Genomic DNA, 19,930 nt, shown 5'->3' on the forward strand with positions numbered 1-19,930 from the left:
GCCACCGACATCGGCTATCGCCGGGCGCCTTCGAACCCAGGCGGCCGCTCGACGTGCCGGCGGCCGAAAAGGTCACCGGTATCTTCCTCGTGCCGTCACAGCCGCAGGCAGTGTGCGCCACGTGCCAAGCCAGTCCGCGCGGCACCGTCCCTGAGCGCGGACCGGTGGGCAAGGTGGTCCCGACCGTCGCCCGCCCTCATGGCCGACGAACAGACGAACGACGTCGGAGTCGGTGAGGTCGGTGAAATCGTCTACTGCGCAACGATATTGAATTGCGGCTGGGCGATCTCGACGAGTTTCGCGATGAATAGCCGGCGGCCCGTTGCTTTATGGCGCATGGGCTCGATAGGCTTTTGCAAGCTTTGCCGCAAAGCGGCCTGGTGAGATGCAACTCGATGTGGAGGCACTGATGGCCCGCAGAACGGTGATGTTCGGATGGGCAGGTGTGGCCGGAATCGGCTTGATCGTTGTTATCGTCGTATTCGGGCTGCAGTTGTTTCCCCGCCTGAATGCCGGACAGGAGTTGATCGACGGCGTTCGCCCGGCGCTCACCGCCGACCGGGTGGCGGGGGACGAGGCAGCGGTCGCGATGGTCTCCATCGCGATCAATACGCTGGACCCGGCCATGTACCCGGGCGGTACCGACGTCGAATGGCCGAAACTGATCGCTCTGCTCGCCGAGCGGACAGGCCGTTCCGATGCCGATATGCGACAACGGCTGCTGACGTCTTTCCCGTCCACAACCCAGTTGCTCAATTCGGCGCCGTTGTCGGAGGTCTCCGCCGAGCTGCCCGGGGAGATGGATTTCCTCGCCAGCACCTTGGGTCTGACGCTGGAGCAGTGGTACCAGATGCTTGCGAAAGACTTCCCGATGCTCAAGCAGCAGATCGACAGCCTGCCGAAGATGACCGCTGGCTGGGACTCGGTGCCGGGGACGCAGAAAATGACTCGGTTCGACGGCGCCCCGGTGCGCACCGCGCCGCAGGTGCGGGACTACTTTCAGCAGGACCTCATCCCCGCGTTCGATCGCCAGCAGGCCAACTTTCGCGGGTTGGACTCGCGCGGTGGTGTCGGTTTTCTCGCCCCGCTGCTGCTGATACTGGGGATCGTGGTGATGGTGTTCGGGACGCTGATGGCGGTGGCGACCTCGCGCGGGCTCTCGGGACCCCCGCAGCGGCTCGCGTGGACGGTGGTATCGGTGATCGGTGCCCTCGTGCTGGCCTTGGTATTCGCCCTGAACCTGTACCCGCGGCTTATCGGAGGGCAGCGATTGCTCAACGATACTCGCGCGGCCTTCACGGTGGATCGGGTGGACGGTGCCCGGGCCGGGGTCGATTTCATCTCGACCACCGTCAACGCCCTGGGTCCGGGGGTTCTGCTGGAAGGTGGCGGAAGAGGCGAGGTGGTCAAGCTGCTCGTGCTGCTTACCGAGCACACCGGTCTGCCCCCGCTCGACGTGAAGGCGCTGCTTCTAGAGAAGTTTCCGCACTCGACGAATCTGCTTGCTGCGGAGCCGTTCTCGGGGGTCACTGCGGAGAACTCCGAGTTCTACGATTTCCTGGCTACCAGCCTCAAGCTGCCTCCCGGTCAGGGGCAGCAGATGCTCAAGGAGAATTTCCCGAAACTCAGCCAGCTGTTGACTAACTTGGCTGGACTCACCAACGGCTCAGCCGCGGTCCCGGGTACGGAGAACCTCACCCGGTTCGACGGCGCACCGGTGCGTAGTGTGCCCCAGATCAGGGATTACTTCCGCGACGATGTCATCCCGGTGCTGGTGCGGGAGCGCGCGAACTTCATGCGTGTCGACACGACGTGGCCGCCGCTGACGGTGTTCGCTCCGTTGCTCACGGCCGTCGGACTTATTGTGATCGTTTACGGTTTGGTGTTCAACGTCGTCGGTGGGCGAAGGCAACCCGATGAACCAGACTTGCCTCAACCCGAACCAGCCGAGGTTGCTTCGGGCTGACGCCGGTGGTGGGCGCGGGCGTGCCGGAACGAAGCGCCCGGAGTGTCCTTGCTGGTTCGGAGGCCGGCGCGGTGAACCGGTGGTGTAATCCTCTACAGCGCAACAACTTTGATGGCCGACCCGCAGACCCGGTCGCTGTGGACGACGAAGGCTGCGTCCACCAACCCAGACGTCAATTTCACGGTGTAGCCGCGACGACGACTCCGCGGGGAAAGATATTGGCGCGGCGTGACCACGCGCGCGGGGTGCTGACCAGGATATCGGCCATGACCTCGTTCGAAGTGACGCCCAAGCGCTAGGCCAACCCGGCTGTGCCTCCGCCACTCACCCGACAGGGATGACTTCTGCCGGGGGCCCGGGAAGTGGCGCCCCACCACTGACAAGCCGCCCGGTCTGCCACCCTTGCTGGCCGAAGCACAGCATTTCCAGTCCGTCGGCAGACTGTGCCGCCGCTTGCGGACCCGGGCAGGGTGCGCCGGCCTGCTGGACTCCGTACAACGGGTAGGAAATGACCCAGTAGGCGTTCGGCACGGACGGAACAAAGAACTGGTTCGGGATCTCATGACATGCCAACGCCTCACCGCCTGGGCCTCGCCCGAACACGTACCGCTCGTAGTTGTCACACGGTGCGCTGAGCGCGGCGCCGTAGTGGATGCCCGGCACGTCGCCGTCGTAGTGGTTGGGGTCGGCGCCACCGGCCGGCGCCGTGCCGATACCGGCACACGTGATCGCAGCGGCGATGACCAGTTCGCGAATCATGCTCCACCCTTCGCCTCGATGGCAGCGCGCCACGCCGTGCGGGCCGGCGCGCTGCACCGAAGCATAACGAGTGTGGTGGACGCCATGCGGCCGTTTCGCGAATGGTCGTGAGGCCTGATCACGGCGCGGGCCGGTGCCGCGATTGTGCTCCTAAGCTAAGTGGCCATGGCCGCCATCTCGCCGGTCTCCGAGCGGCTCACAGTCACGGCCCTGCTGCTGCTGACCGTCGCGACCGGTCTGGTCGACGCGATCAGCGTGCTGGTGCTGGGGCACGTGTTCGTCGCGAACATGACAGGAAACGCTATCTTCCTGGGGTTTTGGTTCGTACCGCACTCCGGTGTCGACCTGACCGCCGCCGTCGTCGGGGTCGGCGGGTTTCTCGTCGGCTCGGTGCTCGGCGGCCGCCTAATTCACCAGCTCGTCGAGCAGGCCCGGCGGTGGCTGACCACTGCCCTGGGCACGGAGGTCGCCGTCCTGGCGGTGCTGTCGATCCTGGTGGGCGCCGGAGTGCTCGGCTTTCAGGGCGCGGACAGGCTCGTCCTGATCGCCGCATTGGCGACGTCGTTCGGGCTGCAGAACGCCACCGCCCGGCAGTTCGGCATCCAGGAGCTCACGACGACCGTGCTGACGTCGACGATCGTCGCGATTGGAGTCAACAGCCGCTTGGCCGGGGGTGCCGCTGAGCAGGAGAAGCTGCGCTACGGTGTGCTCGCCGCGATGACCGGCGGTGCCGTCGTCGGCGCGACGCTGTCGCGGGTCGCGGTGGCCCCGGTGATCGGGCTTGCCGCCGTGGTCGTTGCGGCGAGCCTGCTGATCTTCCAGTTCGGACGTGCCTAGTGGTCGCGCTCATACGTTCGTCGGGATTATGTGTTTGTCACCAGGTCTGCAGCACAGGCAGGTAGATGGGACTAACGAGGCGTGTGGGTCGACCCTGCTCAGCCCGGCCGCACCGAACGTGAAGCCGTTGCGAGAATCGGCCGGATTTTTCGCAAGGGCTTCACGTTCGGTGACCTGCCCGCGGTGGACGGCACCCCGACGAGCTTACGAGCGAGACCACCTAGTTGAACGCGAGCCAACTGGGCAGCGCCCGCTCATGGGAGTCGCAGAGCACCTGACGGGTGTCGCAGGAGCCCTTGGGCACGCCGGCGCCCGCCCACATGCCGCCGGTGTCGCGGCGCAGCACGATCGCCGACGACCCGCCGCCGTCGAGCAGGATCGCCGAGTCACTGCCCATTGCGCGGAACAGGTCCTGGATGTTGTCCGGCGTGTAGCTGCCGCCCTGGAACACGTACACCTCGTCTTTGGCCTTGGAGTAGGCGATGGCCGTGCGCGCGGCACTGGGCCCGCCGTCGTGGAGCTGGCCGGTGTTGCCGGGGGCGAGCAGACCGAGGCCGCTCACCGCGACGAACTGCTCGCCGCTGTCCACCAGTCCGGTGACGACCGGGGTGGCGGCGCCGTAGTCGTGGCCGTCCCTGCCGCCCAGGGGCCAGACCACCGACGGCGCGGCGTGGGTCGGGATGATCATGGTCGCCAGGGCGCTCCAGTTCTCGTTGCCGCCGGAGAGCCCTTGCTTGCCGGCATACGGAATGGTCCCGGTGATCGGCAGGTTGGCGCGGCCCTGGCCGCGGGTGTTGTCGACGAACGCGCCCAGCGGCGAGCTGCAGCCCGTCGACTTCCACGAGCCGCCCTTTTGGCCGCGAACGTCGAAGAAGTTCGCGTTGACGGCGATCGTCGGCTGGCCCAACATCTGCCAGGCTTGCAGCGGGGGGTAGGTTTCCGACGCCTGCATCAGCCCGTCGCCGGTGCGCGCGGCCGGGGTGAGTTCGCAGCGCGCCTGGTACCCGCGGTGGGTGTCGACCAGCAGATGCGGTGACAGTCGTTGTGACGCGGCCTTGATGATCATCAGGTGGCCGCCGTTGGTGCCGTCGTACCAGCTGCCGTCGGCGTCGAGCATGGGGGCGGGATGCCCGGCGCCGAAGTTGTAGACCAGGTACGAGCCGCGGGTGTTGGCAATGGCAGTGGCGAGCAGGTCGCGCGCTTCGGCGCGTGCGACGGGCCGGCCGGTCGCGGTGGCCAGCGTCGCACACAGGAGTACCCCGGCGCTGATGGCGGCCACCCGCCGGAGCGCGGCGGTGAGAGTCGGCACGGTCACCCCTTCGGCACACGATTCGGAACCCAACACTGTCACTCTGGTAATGCTGTCACTCTGGTAATACTGTCACTCAAACAACATTGTGCTCTTTAATAACACAGCCAACTTTAGTAACAACGGAGTGACTATTCAGCGACGGCTCAAGTGCGTTTGCCCGCTGAGATTTTGAGACGCGGACGTCTACTGTGCAGCGGCAGTTGCCACGGCGGGGGTCTCGCCCGCGCCCGTGCTGGTGCGGCCGGGAATCCGGTGATACCCGCGGCGGTCGTAGATGCCGGTGACGATGCCGCCCAGCAGCAGTCCGACGACCAGACCGAGCGAGGTCAGCGCCAGCGCCTGGGCAAGGCCGGCATCGGCGCGCCCGTCGAGATAGAGCAGCGCCCGCGTGCCCAGGAAGACCTGGTGCATCGGCTCGAATTTGGCCAGCCAGCTGAGGAACACTGGAAGGGCCTCCACCGGAACCGTCGCTCCCGCTGACGGCAGCCCGAGGATGACGAACACGAACATGCTGACCAGCAGGCCCAGCGAACCGAACACCGCGATCAACGAGGTCGACGTCACGCCGACCGCGACGATCGCGAACACCCCGTAGAGCCACAGTTGCCAGCCCTGGTCAACGGGCATGCCGAGCGCCTTGGCTATCGCCAGGTAGATCGCCGACGTCAGCAGCCCCAGCACCACGACCAGCGACCACTTAATCAGCAGGGTACGCAGCCGCGAGATCCGCACCTGCTCGGCGAAGCGGTATACCGGACCGAATTCGGCCGGCGCGTAACCGAGCATCGAATCCACCAGCGTGCTGATCACCATGCTGCCGGTGAAACCGGCCAGCAACAGCAACAGCGCGTAGTAGAACGCCGACAGCCCGTTGCCGGTGCCGTCGGGCAGCGACTTGTGTGTGCCGGTCTTGATCTCGATCGGAGCGGCCAGCATCGTCGTCACCGCCGCGGCCATCGGCGCCCCACCGGTCTGCTCCTGGACTTGTCCCAAAATACGTTGTCCGACAGCCTGGTCGATCAGCGATATCCCTCGGGTGAGGGCCTGCCCGGCGATGCTGGCGCCCAGCGTGCCGGCTCGCGGATTGGTGGAGACGGCGATCACCGGCCGCTCGACGTCGCCGGGCGTCACCGTGCTCTTGGCGAACGTCTGCAGCTTCGCCGAGAAATCGGGCGGAATCACCGCGACGCCGTAGATCTGCGCGTTGTCGAGTTGGCGCCGGGCCTGCGCCTGGGTCAGCAGACGAACGTCGTATTTGTTCTGGTCCAGCCGCGACACCAGGTTGGTGACGACCTGACCACCCGTCGGCCCGGTGTCCTCGTTGACCACCGCGACGGGGAAGTGGCGCAGGTTGCTTGAGGGTTTGAGGATTCCGCCCAGATACAGGGCGGCCAGCGCCGACAACACCGCCACGCTGACGACGATCGGCACCAGCCAGAACCGAATGGTCCGTGTCGCGCGCACGCTGCCGAGGCCGAACGGCCCGGATGCAGCCGGGCTCACGGTGCGAGGGGTCGGGTCGTCGGGCGCGTCGGGGATCGCGTCGTCGGGAGTCGGGTCGTCGGGCGCGTCGGGGATCGGGTCGTCGGGGACCACGGCGTCGAAGATCGGGTCGGGCGCGGCGGGGACCGCGTCATCGGGGGTCGCGTCGTCGGGCGCGGCGTGTCGCGGGGTCGGGTCTGACATGGCGGCTCCTTGTCGTCTGGCCTACCTTATGTCCGCGTTTGCGCGATCGTGCGCATTGCCCGACGTCGGGAGTGCCGACTCAGCGACCCGCGCGGTGCCGCGTCAGGCGCCCGGGTCTGCGCTGCCCAACCGGGCATGCATCTCCCAGACCAGCAGCTCCGACGGCTCCTCGGCAGTGACGCGCCGGCCGTCCGAGCCGGTCAGCCGGACGGCGTCGCCGTCGGACAGCGCGCCGACCCCTTCGAAGTCCAGACGCCCGCGCACGACGAACAGGTGCAGGTAGGGCGCCGCCGGCAGGTCGATGCGATCGCCGGCGCGCAGCCGCGCGCCGTGCAGAGCCGCCGACCGGTTGTGGATGACCAGCGCGGCGTCGCGCCCCGGGATGCCGGTGGCGATGGGGATCAGGCCGCCGGCGAGCAGGCTGTCACCGAGGTGCTGCTGCTGGTAGCCGGGGGTGATGCCGGTGACGTCGGGCAGCACCCACATCTGGATGAAATGCACTGGCTCCGTTGCAGATTCGTTACGCTCGGAATGCACGATGCCGGAGCCGGCGGACATCCGCTGGGCGAGCTCGGGATAGATCACCCCGCGATGGCCGGCGGAATCGTGGTGCGCCAGCGCGCCGGCGCACACCCAGGTCACGATCTCCATGTCGCGGTGCGGATGATCGCCGAAGCCGGCGCCCGGCGCGACGACGTCGTCGTTGTTGACCAGCAGCACCCCGTGGTGGGTGTTGGCCGGGTCGTAGTGGTCGCCGAACGAGAACGAGTGCCGGGACGTCAGCCACGACGTCGTGGTGACGGCGCGGCCGGCGGCGCGGCGGAGCTCCGCGCTGGCGGGCATAGCGTCAGGTTAGCCGCCCGGGCGAAAAGAAGACCGCTACGCTGCCGATGATGGTCACCACCCGCGACGAACGGTCCTTCGACGGTGTCGGCGGTGTGCGCATCGTCTACGACGTCTGGACACCCGACCCGGCGCCGCGCGGTGTCGTGGTCCTCTCGCACGGTCTGGGCGAGCACGCCCGCCGCTACGACCACGTCGCCCGGCGTTTCGGCGAGGCGGGTCTGGTGACCTACGCGCTCGACCACCGCGGCCACGGCCGCTCGGGCGGCAAGCGGGTGCGGTGCCGCGACATCTCCGAGTACACCGGTGACTTCGCGACGCTGGTCGCCGTCGCCACCCGGGAACACCCGGGATGCCGGCGCGTCGTCCTCGGGCACAGCATGGGCGGCGGCATCGTCTTCGCCTACGGTGTCGAACGCCCGGACGACTACGACCTGATGGTGCTCTCCGGGCCGGCGGTGGCCGCGCAGGACGCGGTGTCGCCGCCGCTGGCGCTGGCGGCCAGGCTGCTGGGCGCGATCGCGCCGGGCCTTCCGGTGCAGGACCTCGACGCCGGCGCTATCTCGCGGGATCCGGCGGTGGTCGACGCCTACAACACCGACCCGCTGGTGCACCACGGCAAGGTGCCCGCCGGAATCGCCCGGGCGCTGGTGCTGGTCGGCGAGACGATGCCGCAACGCGCCGCTGCGCTGACCGCGCCGCTGCTCGTCGTGCACGGCGGCGACGACCGGCTGATCTCCGTCGACGGCAGCCGCCGGCTGGTCGAGTGCGTCGGGTCCGACGACGTCGAGCTCAGGGTGTATCCGGGGCTCTACCACGAGGTGTTCAACGAGCCGGAGCGCGAACAGGTGCTCGACGACGTGGTGGCGTGGATCGACACCAGGCTGTGAATCGCGGCAGCCGAATGTCGGACCGTTCGCCTAATTTGGTGCCATGACCGACGACAAGATGCTGGCGCGCATCGCCGCCCTGCTGCGGCAGGCCGAAGGCACCGACAACATCCACGAGGCGGAGGCGTTCATGGCCGCGGCGCAACGGCTGGCGACGGCGACGTCCATCGACCTGGCCGTGGCCCGGTCGCACGCGGCCGCTCGCTCACCCGCGCAGAGCCCCATCCAGCGCACCATCACCATCGGCGAGGCCGGCACCCGGGGCCTGCGCACCTATGTGCAGCTGTTCGTGGTGATCGCCGCCGCCAACGACGTGCGCTGCGACGTGGCGTCCAACTCGACGTTCGTCTACGCCTACGGGTTCGGCGAGGACATCGACGCCAGCCACGCACTGTATGCCGGCCTGGTGGTCCAGATGGTGCGCGCGTCGGACTCCTACATCGTCTCCGGTGCGCACCGGCCCACCCCGACGATCACCGCCCGGCTGAATTTCCAGCTCGCCTTCGGGGCCCGGGTGGGCACCCGGCTGGCCGAGGCGCGCCAGCAGGCCCGGGCGGAGGCAGAGCAGGATCGGCGTCGTCCGCCGGGAACGGCTATTGCGTTGCGGAACAAAGAGATCGAGCTGCACGACTACTACCGCGGCGCCTCCAGGGCGCGCGGCACCTGGCGGGCCACCAGCGCCACGGCCGGGTATTCCTCGGCCGCGCGCCGCGCGGGTGACCGGGCCGGGCAGCGGGCGCGGCTGGGAAGCAGCGCGGAGTTGTCAGCGGCGCGGACCGCCCTGAAGCGGTGAACGGTTCCGACCCGGCCGCCGCCCGGGACGCCCAGCGCGCCAGGGTCTACGCGGCCGAGGACTTCGTACGCACGTTGTTCGACCGGGCAGCCCAGCACGGGTCACCCAGCGTGCAGTTTTTCGGTGAGCAGATCACCCTGCCGCCGGAGGCACGGTTCGCCTCGGTGGACACCGTGCAGCGCTACGTCGACGGCGTGCTGTCGTTACCCGCGGTTCGGCGGCAGTGGCCGGCGGTGACGCCGCTGACGGTGCGGGCCCGGCGCGGTGTCACCGCGGCACACTACGAAAACCATTCCGGCACAGGCATTATCGCGGTGCCCGATCGTGGCTATGCCGGCTGGGCGCTACGCGAATTGGTGGTGTTGCACGAGATTGCGCACCACCTGTGTGACGTGTCCCCGCCGCACGGGCCGGCGTTCGTCGCGACGCTGTGCACGCTGGCCGAGCTGGTGATGGGGCCGGAGCTGGGCCACGTGCTGCGGGTGGTGTATAGCAAACAGGGGGTTGCAGCGGCCGTGCGGTAACCGCCGTCGGGCTACCGTTGGCGGGGTGACCGACGCCGACGCCCGCGCCCGCGACATCGAGGCGCAGATGAGCGACCAGGAGCGGTTCTCGTTGCTGGTCAGCGTGATGGGCGCCAGCGAGCTGCTCCCGTTCCGCGACACGCGGATATCGCCCGACGTTCCGATGAGCGCCGGCTATGTTCCCGGCGTTCCCCGCCTGGGTGTGCCCGCGCTGCTGATGACCGACGCCAGCCTCGGCGTCACCAACCCCGGCTATCGGCCCGGCGATACCGCGACCGCGCTGCCCGCGGGTCTGGCACTGGCCGCCAGCTTCAACCCCGCCCTGGCGCGTATCGCGGGCGCGGCTATCGCGCGCGAGGCACGCAGCCGCGGGTTCAACGTGCTGCTGGCCGGGGGCATCAACCTGGCCCGAGACCCACGCTGCGGCCGCAACTTCGAATATCTGTCCGAAGATCCGCTGGTGAGCGGCGCCATCGCCGCGGAGTCCATCAACGGCATCCAGCAGCACGGGGTGATCTCCACGGTGAAGCACTACTCGCTGAATTGTCAGGAGAGCAATCGGCACTGGCTGGACGCCGTCATCGATCCCGCCGCACACCGTGAGTCCGATCTGCTGGCTTTCGAGATCGCCGTCGAGCGGTCGCAGCCGGGCGCGGTGATGACGGCCTACAACAAGGTCAACGGCGAATACGCCGGCGCCAACAGCGTTCTGCTCACCGACGTGCTCAAGGGTGCGTGGGGATTCCGCGGTTGGGTGATGTCGGACTGGGGCGCCACCCGCAGCTGGGAGTACGCGCTGGCGGGTCTCGACCAGGAATCCGGCGCCCAGGTCGACGCTTTGCTGTGGCAGGGCGAGCCCTTCACCGACGCGCTGAAAGCCGCCTACGCCGACGGACGCCTGTCCGTAGATCGATTGTCGGACATGGTGTGTCGCATCCTTCGTTCCATCCTGGCGGTCGGTGTCGAGACCCGGGACGCCGGGCCCGCGCCGGATATGGCCGCCCACAACGAGATTGCGTGCGAGGTTGCGCGCCAGGGCATCGTGTTGCTGGAAAACCATGGTGTGCTGCCGCTTTCACCAACCGCGCAGATCGCCGTGATCGGCGGTTGCGCGCAGCTCGGTGTGCCGTCCGGCTGCGGGTCGAGCGCGGTGGTACCGCCCGGCGGATACGCGGCGGTGCTGCCGCTCGGTCTGCCCGGGGGCATGCGCAACCTGCAGCTGCTGCCCTCGTCGCCGGTCGCCGAACTGCAGCGGCTGCTGCCGGAGGCGCGCATCGCGTTCGACCCCGGCGTCAGTCCCGCGGAAGCGGCGCGGGCGGCTCGACATGCCGACGTCGCGATCGTCTTCGCCGTCCGCGTAGAAGGCGAGGGCTTCGACACCGCCGACCTGTCGCTGCCGTGGGGGCAGGACGCGGTGATCGCCGCGGTCGCCGGCGCCAACCCGAACACGGTCGTCGTGCTCGAGACCGGCAACCCGGTCGCGATGCCCTGGCGCGACTCGGCGGCCGCCATCGTGCAGGCCTGGTATCCGGGCCAGGCCGGCGGCAGGGCGATCGCCGAAGTGCTTGCCGGGCAGGTCAATCCGTCGGGACGGCTGCCCGTCACCTTCCCCGTCGACCTGGGCCAGACGCCGCGCTCCGACCTGCCGGAGCCGGATGCGCCGTGGGGCGCGACGACGACCATCCACTACACCGAGGGCGCCGACGTCGGCTACCGCTGGTTCGCCAGGCAGGGACACAGCCCGCTGTTCGCGTTCGGGCATGGCCTGTCCTACACCGATTTCGAGTACCGCGACCTCGCCGTGACGGGCGGCGAAACCGTCACCGCCGACGTCACCGTGGTCAACACCGGCGGCCGGGCCGGGGCGGACGTGCCGCAGCTGTATCTGGCCGCGGCGCCCGGCGAGCGCCGGATGCGGTTGCTCGGCTTCGAACGGGTCGAGCTCGAGGCGGGGCAGTCCCGCCGGGTGAGGTTCGAGGCGGATCCGCGGCTGCTGGCCCGCTACGACGGCGCCGCCGGCAGCTGGCGGATCGCGGCGGGCGGGTACGCGGTGGCGGTGGGGGCGTCGTCGGTCGATCTCGCGCTGAGCGCGACCGTGGCGCTGGCCGGCCGCGTCTTCGGACGCTGACCGGCCAGCGTCCGGCCTGTCGGGCGGGCCTACCCGGCGGTGACCATCTCGTCGCCGCACGTGCACCGGTACGGAGCGCCGGCGCCGGTGCAGTGGCAGGGGACCTCGATGCGAACCCGACATCCGCAGTCGCCGTGGGCGCAGGTCAGTACAGTGCCCGTCGCGTCGTCAGCCATGTGCGTCACATTTCTCTGTGGCGACCCCCGTGCGGGGATCGGAGCTGACTATATACCCCATACGGGTATTAGGTAAGTACCTGTCGGCGACAAGGTCGGCCGGACTAGGGTTTCCGTCATGGGCGAGCACCCGAATCCTGCCGACGTCGACGCCTTTCTGGACACCACCCTGGTCGGCGACGACCCGGTGCTGTCGGCCGCGCTGGCGGCCAGCGACGCAGCCGGTTTGCCGCAGATCGCGGTGTCCGCCCAGCAGGGCAAGTTCTTGTGTGTGCTGGCCGCGGCGATCCGGGCGCGCCGCATCCTGGAAATCGGCACCCTGGGCGGGTTCAGCACCATCTGGCTGGCGCGCGGCGCCGGCGCTGACGGGCAGGTGGTGACGCTGGAGTACGAGCCCCGGCACGCCGCCGTCGCGCGGGCCAACTTCCAGGCCGCCGGCGTGAGCGACCGCGTGCAGGTGGTGGTGGGCGCCGCGTTGCAGACGCTGCCGACCGTCACCGGCGCGCCGTTCGACCTGGTGTTCATCGACGCCGACAAGCAGAACAACGCCGGCTACCTGGAATGGGCTGTCCGCTTGTCGCGGCCGGGCTCAGTCATCCTGGTGGACAACGTCATTCGTGACGGGCAGATCCTGGCGGGGGAAGCCGACGAGCAAGCACGCGCGACGCGCCGGACGCTGGAGGTCATGGGCGAGCACCCCCGGCTGGATGCGGCGGCGCTACAGACGGTGGGGGTGAAGGGCTGGGACGGCTTCGCCATCGCGGTGGTGCGATAACCGCGCGGCCGAGGCGCCGCCGACGGCGATCTTCGGGGTGTGGGCCTTCGCGGCCCGAACGTGCGCGGAATGCCGCCGTAGGCGGCGTGCAAACAGGCACTCTCGCGGCGAATACCTCAGCCGCAAACCGCTCCGTAGGCAGCCGACCCCACCAGCTTGGCGTACTTCGCCAGCACACCTGTGCTGTAGCGCGGCGGAATCGGCGTGAAACCCGCACGGCGGGAGGCGAACTCGCCGTCGTCAACCACGACGTCCAAAGTCTGATTGGCGACGTCGAGGCGGATCCGGTCGCCGTCTCGCAGCAGGGCGATCGGCCCGCCGTCGGCCGCCTCCGGCGCGACGTGGCCCACGCACAGGCCGGTCGTCCCGCCGGAGAAGCGGCCGTCGGTGAGCAGCAGGACGTCTTTACCCAAACCGGCGCCCTTGATGGCGCCGGTGATGGCCAGCATCTCGCGCATCCCGGGGCCGCCCTTGGGGCCCTCGTAGCGGATCACCACCGCGTCACCGGCGGTGATAGTCCCGTCCTCCAGCGCGTCGAGCGCGGCCCGCTCCCGGTCGAAAACCCTTGCTGCGCCTTCGAATACGTCGGAGTCGAAACCGGCCGTCTTGACCACCGCACCTTCGGGAGCCAGCGAGCCGTGTAGGATCGTGATGCCCCCGGTCGGGTGGATCGGGTTGTCCATCGCACGCAGCACCTTGCCGTCGGGATCGGGCGGGGCGATGTGCGCGAGGTTCTCGGCCATGGTCGCGCCGGTCACCGTCAGGCAGTCGCCATGCAGCAGACCGGCATCCAGCAGCGCTTTCATGACAACCGGAACCCCTCCGATCCGGTCGACGTCGAACATCACATGGCGGCCGAAGGGTTTGACGTCCGCAAGGTGCGGCACCTTGGCGCCGATGCGGTTGAAGTCCGCCAGCGACAGCGCGACGCCGGCCTCGTGGGCGATGGCCAGCAGGTGCAGCACCGCGTTGGTGGAACCGCCGAACGCCATCACCACCGCGATGGCGTTCTCGAACGCCTCGGCGGTGAGGATGTCGCGGGCGGTGATCCCGCGGCGCAGCAGGTCGACGACGGCCTCGCCGCTGCGGCGGGCGAACACGTCGCGGCGGCGGTCGGTGGCCGGCGGCGCCGCGCTGCCGGGCAGCGACATGCCCAGCGCCTCGGCGGCGCTGGCCATGGTGTTGGCGGTGTACATGCCGCCGCACGCGCCCTCGCCGGGGCAGATGGCGCGCTCGATGGCGTCGATGTCCTCGCGGGGCAGCAGCCCGCGCGCGCAGGCGCCGACGGCCTCGAAGGCGTCGATGATGGTGACGTCGCGCTCGCTGCCGTCGGACAGCTTGGCCCGGCCCGGCAGGATCGAGCCGGCGTAGAGGAACACCGCCGCCAGATCCAGCCGCGCGGCAGCCATCAGCATGCCCGGCAGCGACTTGTCGCAGCCGGCCAAAAGCACTGAGCCGTCAAGCCGTTCGGCCTGCATCACGGTTTCCACGCTGTCGGCGATGATCTCGCGCGAGGGCAGCGAGAAGTGCATGCCCTCGTGGCCCATCGAGATGCCGTCCGACACCGAGATCGTGCCGAACTCGAGGGGATAGCCGCCCGCGGCGAACACCCCTTCCTTGACCGCCTTGGCCAGCCGGTCCAGCGACAGGTTGCACGGCGTGATCTCGTTCCACGACGACGCCACCCCGATCTGCGGCTTGGCGAAGTCGTCGTCGTCCATCCCTACCGCGCGCAGCATGCCGCGGGCGGCGGCCTTCTCCAGGCCGTCGGTGACGTCACGGCTGCGCGGTTTGATGTCGATCGGGTTGCTGTCGGCCATCGTCTGAGTATGCGCGCTGGGCCAGGTCCGCCAAAATCCCGGTGTATACCCCATTGGGGTATGGTTGCCGCATGACGACTCCGAGGTCGGCGCGCGGATATTCGCCGCAGAAGGACAACTACGCCAAGCGGCTGCGCCGCATCGAAGGCCAGGTGCGCGGCATCGCCAAGATGATCGACGAGGACAAATACTGCATCGACGTCCTCACCCAGATCAGCGCCGCCAACAGCGCCCTGCGCTCGGTGGCGCTGAACCTGCTCGACGAGCACCTCGGCCACTGCGTCAGCCACGCGGTGGTCGCCGGCGGGCACGAGGCCGACGACAAGCTCGCCGAAGCCTCGGCGGCCATCGCGCGACTCGTGCGGTCCTGATCATCTCCGCCCGGCTCGCGCGCATGGTTGAGTAGTGCCGGTGGGGGCAGCCCGCACCGATGGAGCAGCGCGGTCGCGCCGCGAGACCGACTCCGGCGTCCGAACCTGGACGCCGCGGATCGCGATGCAGTTGGCGGTGCTGGCGGCCGCGGCGTTCATCTACGTCACCGCGGAGATCTTCCCGGTGGGAGCGCTGCCCGCGATCGCCCACAGCCTGCACGTCAGCGTCCCGGTGGTGGGCACCCTGCTGGCGTGGTACGCGCTGGTGGCGGCGCTGACGACGATTCCGCTGGTGCGGTGGACGGCGCGCTGGCCGCGCCGCCGCGCGCTGTTGCTGTCCCTGGTCTGCCTGACCGCCTCGCAACTCGTCTCCGCGGCGGCGCCCGACTTCGCGGTGCTGGCCGGGGGGCGGGCACTGTCGGCGATCACCCACGGGCTGATCCTGTCGGTGCTGGCGCCGATCGCCACCCGGCTGGTGCCGGCCAGCCATTCCGGCCGGGCGACCACGGTGATCTACGTCGGCATCAGCCTGGCGGTGGTGGTCGGCAGCCCACTCACGGCGGCGGTGAGCCTGGTGTGGGGCTGGCGAACGGCTGTCGCGTGCATCACCGTGGCGGCCGCCGCGGTCACGGTGGCTGCCGCCACCGTGCTGCCGCGTTTGCAGCTGACCGACGAACAGCTGGCCGGCGCCGGGTCGGGGGCCCGGCATCACCGCAACGGCCGGCTGGTCACCGTGAGCGTGCTCACCCTGGTCGCGGTGATCGGCCACTACATCTCCTACACCTTCATCGTGGTGATCATCCGCGACGTCGTGGGGCTGCGCGGGCCGAATCTGGCCTGGCTGTTGGCCACCTACGGGATCGCCGGGCTGGTGGCGACGCCGCTGGTGGCGCGGCCGCTGGACCACCGGCCCAGAGCGGCGGTGATCAGCGGCATGGGCGCGTTGTGGGCGGCGTTCGCCGTGCTGACCGCGCTCGCGTTCGCCGGGCCGCCCACCACGACGACGGCCCTGATCGGCGCCGCCGCGATCGCCGTCTGGGGGGCCGCCGCCAACGCGGTCTCGCCGATGCTGCAGGCTGCGGCGATGCGCGCCGGCGCCGACGACCCCGACGGCGCGTCGGGCCTGTACATGGCGGCCTTCCAGATCGGGATCATGGCCGGCTCGCTAGCCGGCGGCCTGCTCTACGAGCGCAGTGTGCTGGCGATGCTGGCGGCGTCGGCCGTGCTGATCGGCGTCGCCGCGGTGGGGATGACGGCGCGGCGTGCGCTGTTCGACGCCCCCGATCTTCGGTAACGTTCCGCGCTCCGCGGCGATAAACTCTGCAGCTCAGGGCGCTGCCGCGAGGCAGCCGGCAGCTGTTGGTGCAGCTGCGGGTCGGCGTGCTGTGCCACACTGGATCGAGATTGTGGACTGGGAGGTACACACATGTCGCGATGGCGGAGGGGCAAGCGCGCCGGCGCTCTCAGCGTCGCCGGGTTGACGGCGCTGCTGACGTTCGGCAGCGGCGTGGCGCTGGCCGACCCCGATGAGCCGCCGCCCGGCGACCCGAATGTGCCGGGCGCCGCACCCGCGGACCTGCCGGGTCCGCCGCCGCCGGCCGACCCTGCCCCGCCGCTGGAGGACGCCCCCCCGCCGCCGCCCGGGGAGTTCCCCCCGCCGGCGGAACCGCTGGCCGCACCGCCACCGGGCGACCCGTTGGCGCCGCCGGCCCAGCCGGCAGTTGCCGCGGGTCCGGTGGCCGGGCAGAACCCGGCGCCGTTCACCGGCCAGCCGCCGTTCGTGCCGCCCACCTTCGTTCCGGTCACCGGCTCGATGGTCGGCGTCGCCCAGCCGATCATCATCAACTTCGCGCGGCCGATCGCCGACCAGCCGATGGCCGAACAGGCGATCCACATCTCGTCGACTCCGCCGGTCCCGGGCAAGTTCTACTGGATGACCCCGAGCCAGGTGCGGTGGCGCCCGTTCAGCTTCTGGCCCGCCCACACCATCGTCGATATCGACGCGGCGGGCACCACGTCGAACTTCCACACCGGTGATGCTCTGGTGGCAACAGCCGACGACGCCACCCACATGATGACCGTGACCCGCAACGGGACGGTGGAAAAAACGATCCCCATCTCCATGGGCATGTCGGCGGGCGGTCACCAGACGCCCAACGGCACGTACTACGTGTTGGACAAGAAGGCCAAAGTGGTGATGGATTCGTCCACCTACGGGGTGCCGGTCAACTCGGCGTACGGCTACAAGGTGAACGTGGAGGACGCCGTTATGTTCGACAACAGCGGCGACTTCGTGCACAGCGCGCCGTGGTCGGTGTCCGACCAGGGCAAGCGTGATGTCAGCCATGGCTGCATCAACATCAGCCCCTCGAACGCCAAGTGGTTTTTCGACAATTTCGGCACTGGCGATGCCGTCGTGGTGAAGAACTCCACCGGCAGCTACAGCAAGAACGACGGCTCCAACGACTGGCAGATCTGACCTCTGCCCGCGAAAGTGCAACTGGCGACGGCTGTACTCGAGAAATGCGTTGCCAGTTGCACTCTCGCGGTCAGTTCCAAATACGCACCCGCCGGTCGGGTGGCAGGTACAGCCCGTCGCGCTCGCTGACGTCGAAGGCGTCGTAGAAGGCGTCGATGTTGCGGACGACGCCGTTGCAGCGGAACTCCGGCGGCGAGTGCGGGTCGACGGCCAAACGCCGAATCGCCTCGGCGTCACGGGATTTGGTCCGCCACACCTGCGCCCAGCCGAAGAACACCCGTTGCACGCCGCTCAGCCCGTCGACGACCGGGGCGGGGCGACCGTCCAGTGAGAGCTGGTAGGCCAGCAAGGCGATGGACAGCCCACCGAGGTCGCCGATGTTCTCGCCGACGGTGAAAGCGCCGTTCACGTGGTGGTTGTCGGCGAGGGCACGCGGACTGTAGACGCCGTACTGCGCGATGAGCGCCGTGGTGCGGGCGGCGAACTCGGCCCGGTCGGCGTCGGTCCACCAGTCGACCAGGTTGCCGTCGCCGTCGTATTTGGCGCCCTGGTCGTCGAAACCGTGGCCGATCTCGTGACCGATCACCGCGCCGATACCGCCGTAGTTTGCGGCGTCGTCGGCGCCCGGGTCGAAGAACGGTGGCTGCAAGATGCCTGCGGGAAAGACGATCTCGTTCATTCCCGGGTTGTAGTAGGCGTTGACGGTCTGCGGGGTCATGAACCACTCGTCGCGGTCGACCGGGCCGCCCAGCTTGGCCAGCTCGCGGTCGTAGTTGACCGCGTAGCCGCGCCGGTAGTTGCCGTACAGGTCGCCGCGCTCGATCACCAGCTGGGCGTAGTCCCGCCACGTAGCCGGGTAGCCGACCTTGGCGGTGAACTTGTCCAGCTTGGCCAATGCCCGTTGCCGGGTCTGCGGTGTCATCCAGTCCAGACCTTCGATGCTGATCCGGTAGGCCTCGCGCAGGTTGGCCACCAGCGCATCGATGCGGGTCTTCGCGTTCGGTGGGAAATACCGTGCCACGTAGAGCTTTCCGACGGCGTCACCGAGTAAGCCCTCCACCAGGGAAACCCCGCGCTTCCACCGCTCGCGAATCTGCTCGGCGCCGGTGAGACCCTTTCCGTAGAACGCGAAGTCCTCGCGTACCAGTGCGTCGGTGAGTATCCCGGCGCGGGCGTGGATCACTCGCCAACGCGCCCAGCGTTTCCAGTCGTCGAGATCTTCTGCTGCCCAAAGTGTTGCGAACTCGGTGGCGTAATCAGGTTGGCGCACAACAAGTTCAGCTACCGCAGCGGGTGTGCTGCCGAGCGCCGTGACCCATCCCGACCAGTCGAAGCCAGGAGCCTGCCGATGCAGGTCGGCGAAAGTGCTTAAATTGTAGGTCAGTTCGGCGTCGCGGCGCTTGACCACGTCCCAGTGCGCGGCTGCGAGCTTGGCCTCCAGCGCGACGATGCGCGCGGCTGTTTCGGTGTGGTCCCCGCCATACACCAGTGCGAACATCGTCGCGATGTGAGCGGGGTAGGCGGTGAGGATGTCGGCGTGCTGCGGGTCCCGGTAGTAGGACTCGTCGGGCAGTCCGATGCCGGACTGGTTGAGGTGCACCAGATAGCGGGTGGAGTTCTTGGCGTCGGTGTCCACATAGGCCCCGACGCCGCTGCCGACGCCGGTACGTTGCAGCGCACCGATCACCGCCGCCAGCGCGGCGGGATCGGCGGCCTGGTCGATCAGGGCCAGCTCGTCGAGCAACGGCTGCACGCCGCGGCGTTCGACGGTGTCCTCGTCGAGGAAGCTGGCGTACAGGTCGCCGATGCGCTGCTCGTCGGTGCCCGGCTGCGCGGCGTGCTCGCTGGCCTCGGTGATCAGGTCGCGCACCGCGACCTCGGCCTGGTCGAACAACTCGCGGAAGGCGCCGTCAGTCGCGCGGTCGGCGGGTATCTGGTAGTCGGCCAGCCAGCGTCCGTTGACGTGGCCGAACAGGTCGTCTTGGGGGCGGGCAGCGGGATCGACGTAGCTCAGGTCGATGCCGGAGCGGATGGTTTTGACCGTCACCCCGCCATCCTTGCAGCCGCACCGGTTGGCGCACGGCGCCGGCCGACCCGCTACTTCTTGTCGCGCGGCAACCGGCAGCCGGCGGGGCCGGAGAACCGTACAGATCGTCCTGGCTCATCGTTGGCTCCTGAACGGCGTTCGGTCGACGTGGCTCTCGGTCACGGCGCCGCCGCCCCGGTCAGGGCCTCGGTGAGCAGCTCGTGCAGGAACCGCCAGTAGTACCAGTCGGTGACGGCCTGGCGTTGCAGCTGCGCGTGGATGCCGGTGTGAGCCTGGTGCAGCGCCAACTCCATGCAGTGCTCCACGTACGGCACGAACAACTTGAGCTGAGCGTCGCCGCGGTCGGAGGCCTGACTCATCGTCGGTTTGTTGATGTCCCACCACAGATCGCCGCGACGGTCCGTCGGCGGGTCTGCGGCCACCGGGGCGGTCGGCATCAGCTCCAGTAGATTCCAGTCCGCGACCGCGGCCAGCTCGGCGGCCGTGGCAGGGTCGACCACCGCCAGCCGGTGCCGGCCGGCCAT

The 19,930-nt window shown here is 69.1% G+C and carries 17 protein-coding genes and 2 pseudogenes; 11 read left to right on the forward strand and 8 right to left on the reverse strand.

From position 1 onward, the window contains the following. Window positions 1-23: 23 nt before the first annotated feature. Window positions 24-261: pseudogene (locus ABDW21_RS01230) on the forward strand (long-chain fatty acid--CoA ligase); the annotation flags it as partial. Between the two features lie 124 nt (window positions 262-385). Further along, complete coding sequence (locus tag ABDW21_RS01235; protein WP_343600734.1) at window positions 386-1,966, forward strand: hypothetical protein; 1,581 nt, start codon at window positions 386-388, stop codon at window positions 1,964-1,966. A 324-nt stretch (window positions 1,967-2,290) separates the two neighbouring features. On the opposite strand, the gene ABDW21_RS01240 is transcribed toward ABDW21_RS01235, so the two are convergent. Then, window positions 2,291-2,725 carry a hypothetical protein gene (locus ABDW21_RS01240; RefSeq protein ID WP_343600733.1) on the reverse strand — a complete coding sequence of 145 codons (435 nt, stop codon included), beginning with the start codon at window positions 2,723-2,725 and terminating at the stop codon, window positions 2,291-2,293. Between the two features lie 165 nt (window positions 2,726-2,890). Between ABDW21_RS01240 and ABDW21_RS01245 the strand changes: the two genes are divergently transcribed. Further along, complete coding sequence (locus ABDW21_RS01245) at window positions 2,891-3,562, forward strand: YoaK family protein (protein WP_343600732.1); 672 nt, start codon at window positions 2,891-2,893, stop codon at window positions 3,560-3,562. 220 nt (window positions 3,563-3,782) lie between these two features. Here ABDW21_RS01245 and ABDW21_RS01250 read toward each other — a convergent pair whose 3' ends face one another. The 3 genes from ABDW21_RS01250 to ABDW21_RS01260 form a co-directional block, all read right to left on the reverse strand. Next, window positions 3,783-4,871, reverse strand: a complete 1,089-nt coding sequence (locus tag ABDW21_RS01250; RefSeq protein ID WP_343600745.1) for a phosphodiester glycosidase family protein — start codon at window positions 4,869-4,871, stop codon at window positions 3,783-3,785. Between the two features lie 186 nt (window positions 4,872-5,057). Next, window positions 5,058-6,560, reverse strand: a complete 1,503-nt coding sequence (locus ABDW21_RS01255; RefSeq protein WP_343709967.1) for a DUF3533 domain-containing protein — start codon at window positions 6,558-6,560, stop codon at window positions 5,058-5,060. A gap of 102 nt (window positions 6,561-6,662) precedes the next feature. Continuing rightward, window positions 6,663-7,403 (reverse strand): pirin family protein, encoded by a 741-nt coding sequence (locus tag ABDW21_RS01260; protein ID WP_343600730.1) that lies wholly within the window; start codon window positions 7,401-7,403, stop codon window positions 6,663-6,665. A gap of 50 nt (window positions 7,404-7,453) precedes the next feature. Between ABDW21_RS01260 and ABDW21_RS01265 the strand changes: the two genes are divergently transcribed. The 4 genes from ABDW21_RS01265 to ABDW21_RS01280 are packed head-to-tail and all read left to right on the forward strand — an operon-like array spanning window position 7,454 to window position 11,738. Then, on the forward strand, window positions 7,454-8,293 hold the full coding sequence (locus ABDW21_RS01265) for a lysophospholipase (RefSeq protein WP_343600729.1): 840 nt from the start codon (window positions 7,454-7,456) through the stop codon (window positions 8,291-8,293). 43 nt (window positions 8,294-8,336) lie between these two features. After that, on the forward strand, window positions 8,337-9,086 hold the full coding sequence (locus ABDW21_RS01270; RefSeq protein ID WP_343600728.1) for a DUF2786 domain-containing protein: 750 nt from the start codon (window positions 8,337-8,339) through the stop codon (window positions 9,084-9,086). Next, on the forward strand, window positions 9,083-9,610 hold the full coding sequence (locus ABDW21_RS01275; protein WP_343600727.1) for a TIGR04338 family metallohydrolase: 528 nt from the start codon (window positions 9,083-9,085) through the stop codon (window positions 9,608-9,610). The genes ABDW21_RS01270 and ABDW21_RS01275 overlap by 4 nt, the downstream gene beginning before the upstream one ends. A 25-nt stretch (window positions 9,611-9,635) precedes the next feature. After that, the gene (locus ABDW21_RS01280; RefSeq protein WP_343709968.1) at window positions 9,636-11,738 is read left to right on the forward strand and encodes a glycoside hydrolase family 3 C-terminal domain-containing protein; all 2,103 of its coding nucleotides are present in this window, start codon (window positions 9,636-9,638) and stop codon (window positions 11,736-11,738) included. Between the two features lie 29 nt (window positions 11,739-11,767). Here ABDW21_RS01280 and ABDW21_RS01285 read toward each other — a convergent pair whose 3' ends face one another. Beyond that, complete coding sequence (locus tag ABDW21_RS01285) at window positions 11,768-11,914, reverse strand: metallothionein (RefSeq protein ID WP_343600725.1); 147 nt, start codon at window positions 11,912-11,914, stop codon at window positions 11,768-11,770. A gap of 118 nt (window positions 11,915-12,032) precedes the next feature. Between ABDW21_RS01285 and ABDW21_RS01290 the strand changes: the two genes are divergently transcribed. After that, window positions 12,033-12,689 (forward strand): O-methyltransferase, encoded by a 657-nt coding sequence (locus ABDW21_RS01290; protein WP_343600724.1) that lies wholly within the window; start codon window positions 12,033-12,035, stop codon window positions 12,687-12,689. A gap of 116 nt (window positions 12,690-12,805) precedes the next feature. Here ABDW21_RS01290 and ilvD read toward each other — a convergent pair whose 3' ends face one another. Next, window positions 12,806-14,509, reverse strand: a complete 1,704-nt coding sequence (gene ilvD / locus ABDW21_RS01295; protein WP_343709969.1) for a dihydroxy-acid dehydratase — start codon at window positions 14,507-14,509, stop codon at window positions 12,806-12,808. A 71-nt stretch (window positions 14,510-14,580) separates the two neighbouring features. Here ilvD and ABDW21_RS01300 point away from each other — a divergent pair, with 71 nt between their 5' ends. The 3 genes from ABDW21_RS01300 to ABDW21_RS01310 all read left to right on the forward strand — a co-directional run bounded on the left by ABDW21_RS01300 (window position 14,581) and on the right by ABDW21_RS01310 (window position 17,359). After that, complete coding sequence (locus ABDW21_RS01300) at window positions 14,581-14,880, forward strand: metal-sensitive transcriptional regulator (protein WP_343600722.1); 300 nt, start codon at window positions 14,581-14,583, stop codon at window positions 14,878-14,880. A gap of 124 nt (window positions 14,881-15,004) precedes the next feature. Beyond that, the gene (locus ABDW21_RS01305; RefSeq protein WP_343600744.1) at window positions 15,005-16,174 is read left to right on the forward strand and encodes an MFS transporter; all 1,170 of its coding nucleotides are present in this window, start codon (window positions 15,005-15,007) and stop codon (window positions 16,172-16,174) included. 132 nt (window positions 16,175-16,306) lie between these two features. Further along, window positions 16,307-17,359 (forward strand): L,D-transpeptidase, encoded by a 1,053-nt coding sequence (locus ABDW21_RS01310; RefSeq protein WP_343600721.1) that lies wholly within the window; start codon window positions 16,307-16,309, stop codon window positions 17,357-17,359. A gap of 70 nt (window positions 17,360-17,429) precedes the next feature. On the opposite strand, the gene ABDW21_RS01315 is transcribed toward ABDW21_RS01310, so the two are convergent. Then, window positions 17,430-19,406, reverse strand: a complete 1,977-nt coding sequence (locus tag ABDW21_RS01315) for a M13 family metallopeptidase (protein WP_343600720.1) — start codon at window positions 19,404-19,406, stop codon at window positions 17,430-17,432. A gap of 158 nt (window positions 19,407-19,564) precedes the next feature. After that, window positions 19,565-19,930: pseudogene (locus ABDW21_RS01320) on the reverse strand (secretion protein EccK); the annotation flags it as partial.

The sequence above is a fragment of the Mycobacterium sp. genome (assembly GCF_039583805.1).
GTDB lineage: Bacteria > Actinomycetota > Actinomycetes > Mycobacteriales > Mycobacteriaceae > Mycobacterium.

What these genes read in the sequence shown, in the direction of transcription:
- ABDW21_RS01235 (WP_343600734.1), top strand. Translation starts at nt 386, where the DNA reads ATGCAACTCGATGTGGAGGCACTGATGGCCCGCAGAACGGTGATGTTC.
- ABDW21_RS01240 (WP_343600733.1), bottom strand. Translation starts at nt 2,725, where the DNA reads ATGATTCGCGAACTGGTCATCGCCGCTGCGATCACGTGTGCCGGTATC.
- ABDW21_RS01245 (WP_343600732.1), top strand. Translation starts at nt 2,891, where the DNA reads ATGGCCGCCATCTCGCCGGTCTCCGAGCGGCTCACAGTCACGGCCCTG.
- ABDW21_RS01255 (WP_343709967.1), bottom strand. Translation starts at nt 6,560, where the DNA reads ATGTCAGACCCGACCCCGCGACACGCCGCGCCCGACGACGCGACCCCC.
- ABDW21_RS01260 (WP_343600730.1), bottom strand. Translation starts at nt 7,403, where the DNA reads ATGCCCGCCAGCGCGGAGCTCCGCCGCGCCGCCGGCCGCGCCGTCACC.
- ABDW21_RS01265 (WP_343600729.1), top strand. Translation starts at nt 7,454, where the DNA reads ATGGTCACCACCCGCGACGAACGGTCCTTCGACGGTGTCGGCGGTGTG.
- ABDW21_RS01270 (WP_343600728.1), top strand. Translation starts at nt 8,337, where the DNA reads ATGACCGACGACAAGATGCTGGCGCGCATCGCCGCCCTGCTGCGGCAG.
- ABDW21_RS01285 (WP_343600725.1), bottom strand. Translation starts at nt 11,914, where the DNA reads ATGGCTGACGACGCGACGGGCACTGTACTGACCTGCGCCCACGGCGAC.
- ABDW21_RS01290 (WP_343600724.1), top strand. Translation starts at nt 12,033, where the DNA reads ATGGGCGAGCACCCGAATCCTGCCGACGTCGACGCCTTTCTGGACACC.
- ilvD (WP_343709969.1), bottom strand. Translation starts at nt 14,509, where the DNA reads ATGGCCGACAGCAACCCGATCGACATCAAACCGCGCAGCCGTGACGTC.
- ABDW21_RS01300 (WP_343600722.1), top strand. Translation starts at nt 14,581, where the DNA reads ATGACGACTCCGAGGTCGGCGCGCGGATATTCGCCGCAGAAGGACAAC.
- ABDW21_RS01305 (WP_343600744.1), top strand. Translation starts at nt 15,005, where the DNA reads ATGCAGTTGGCGGTGCTGGCGGCCGCGGCGTTCATCTACGTCACCGCG.
- ABDW21_RS01310 (WP_343600721.1), top strand. Translation starts at nt 16,307, where the DNA reads ATGTCGCGATGGCGGAGGGGCAAGCGCGCCGGCGCTCTCAGCGTCGCC.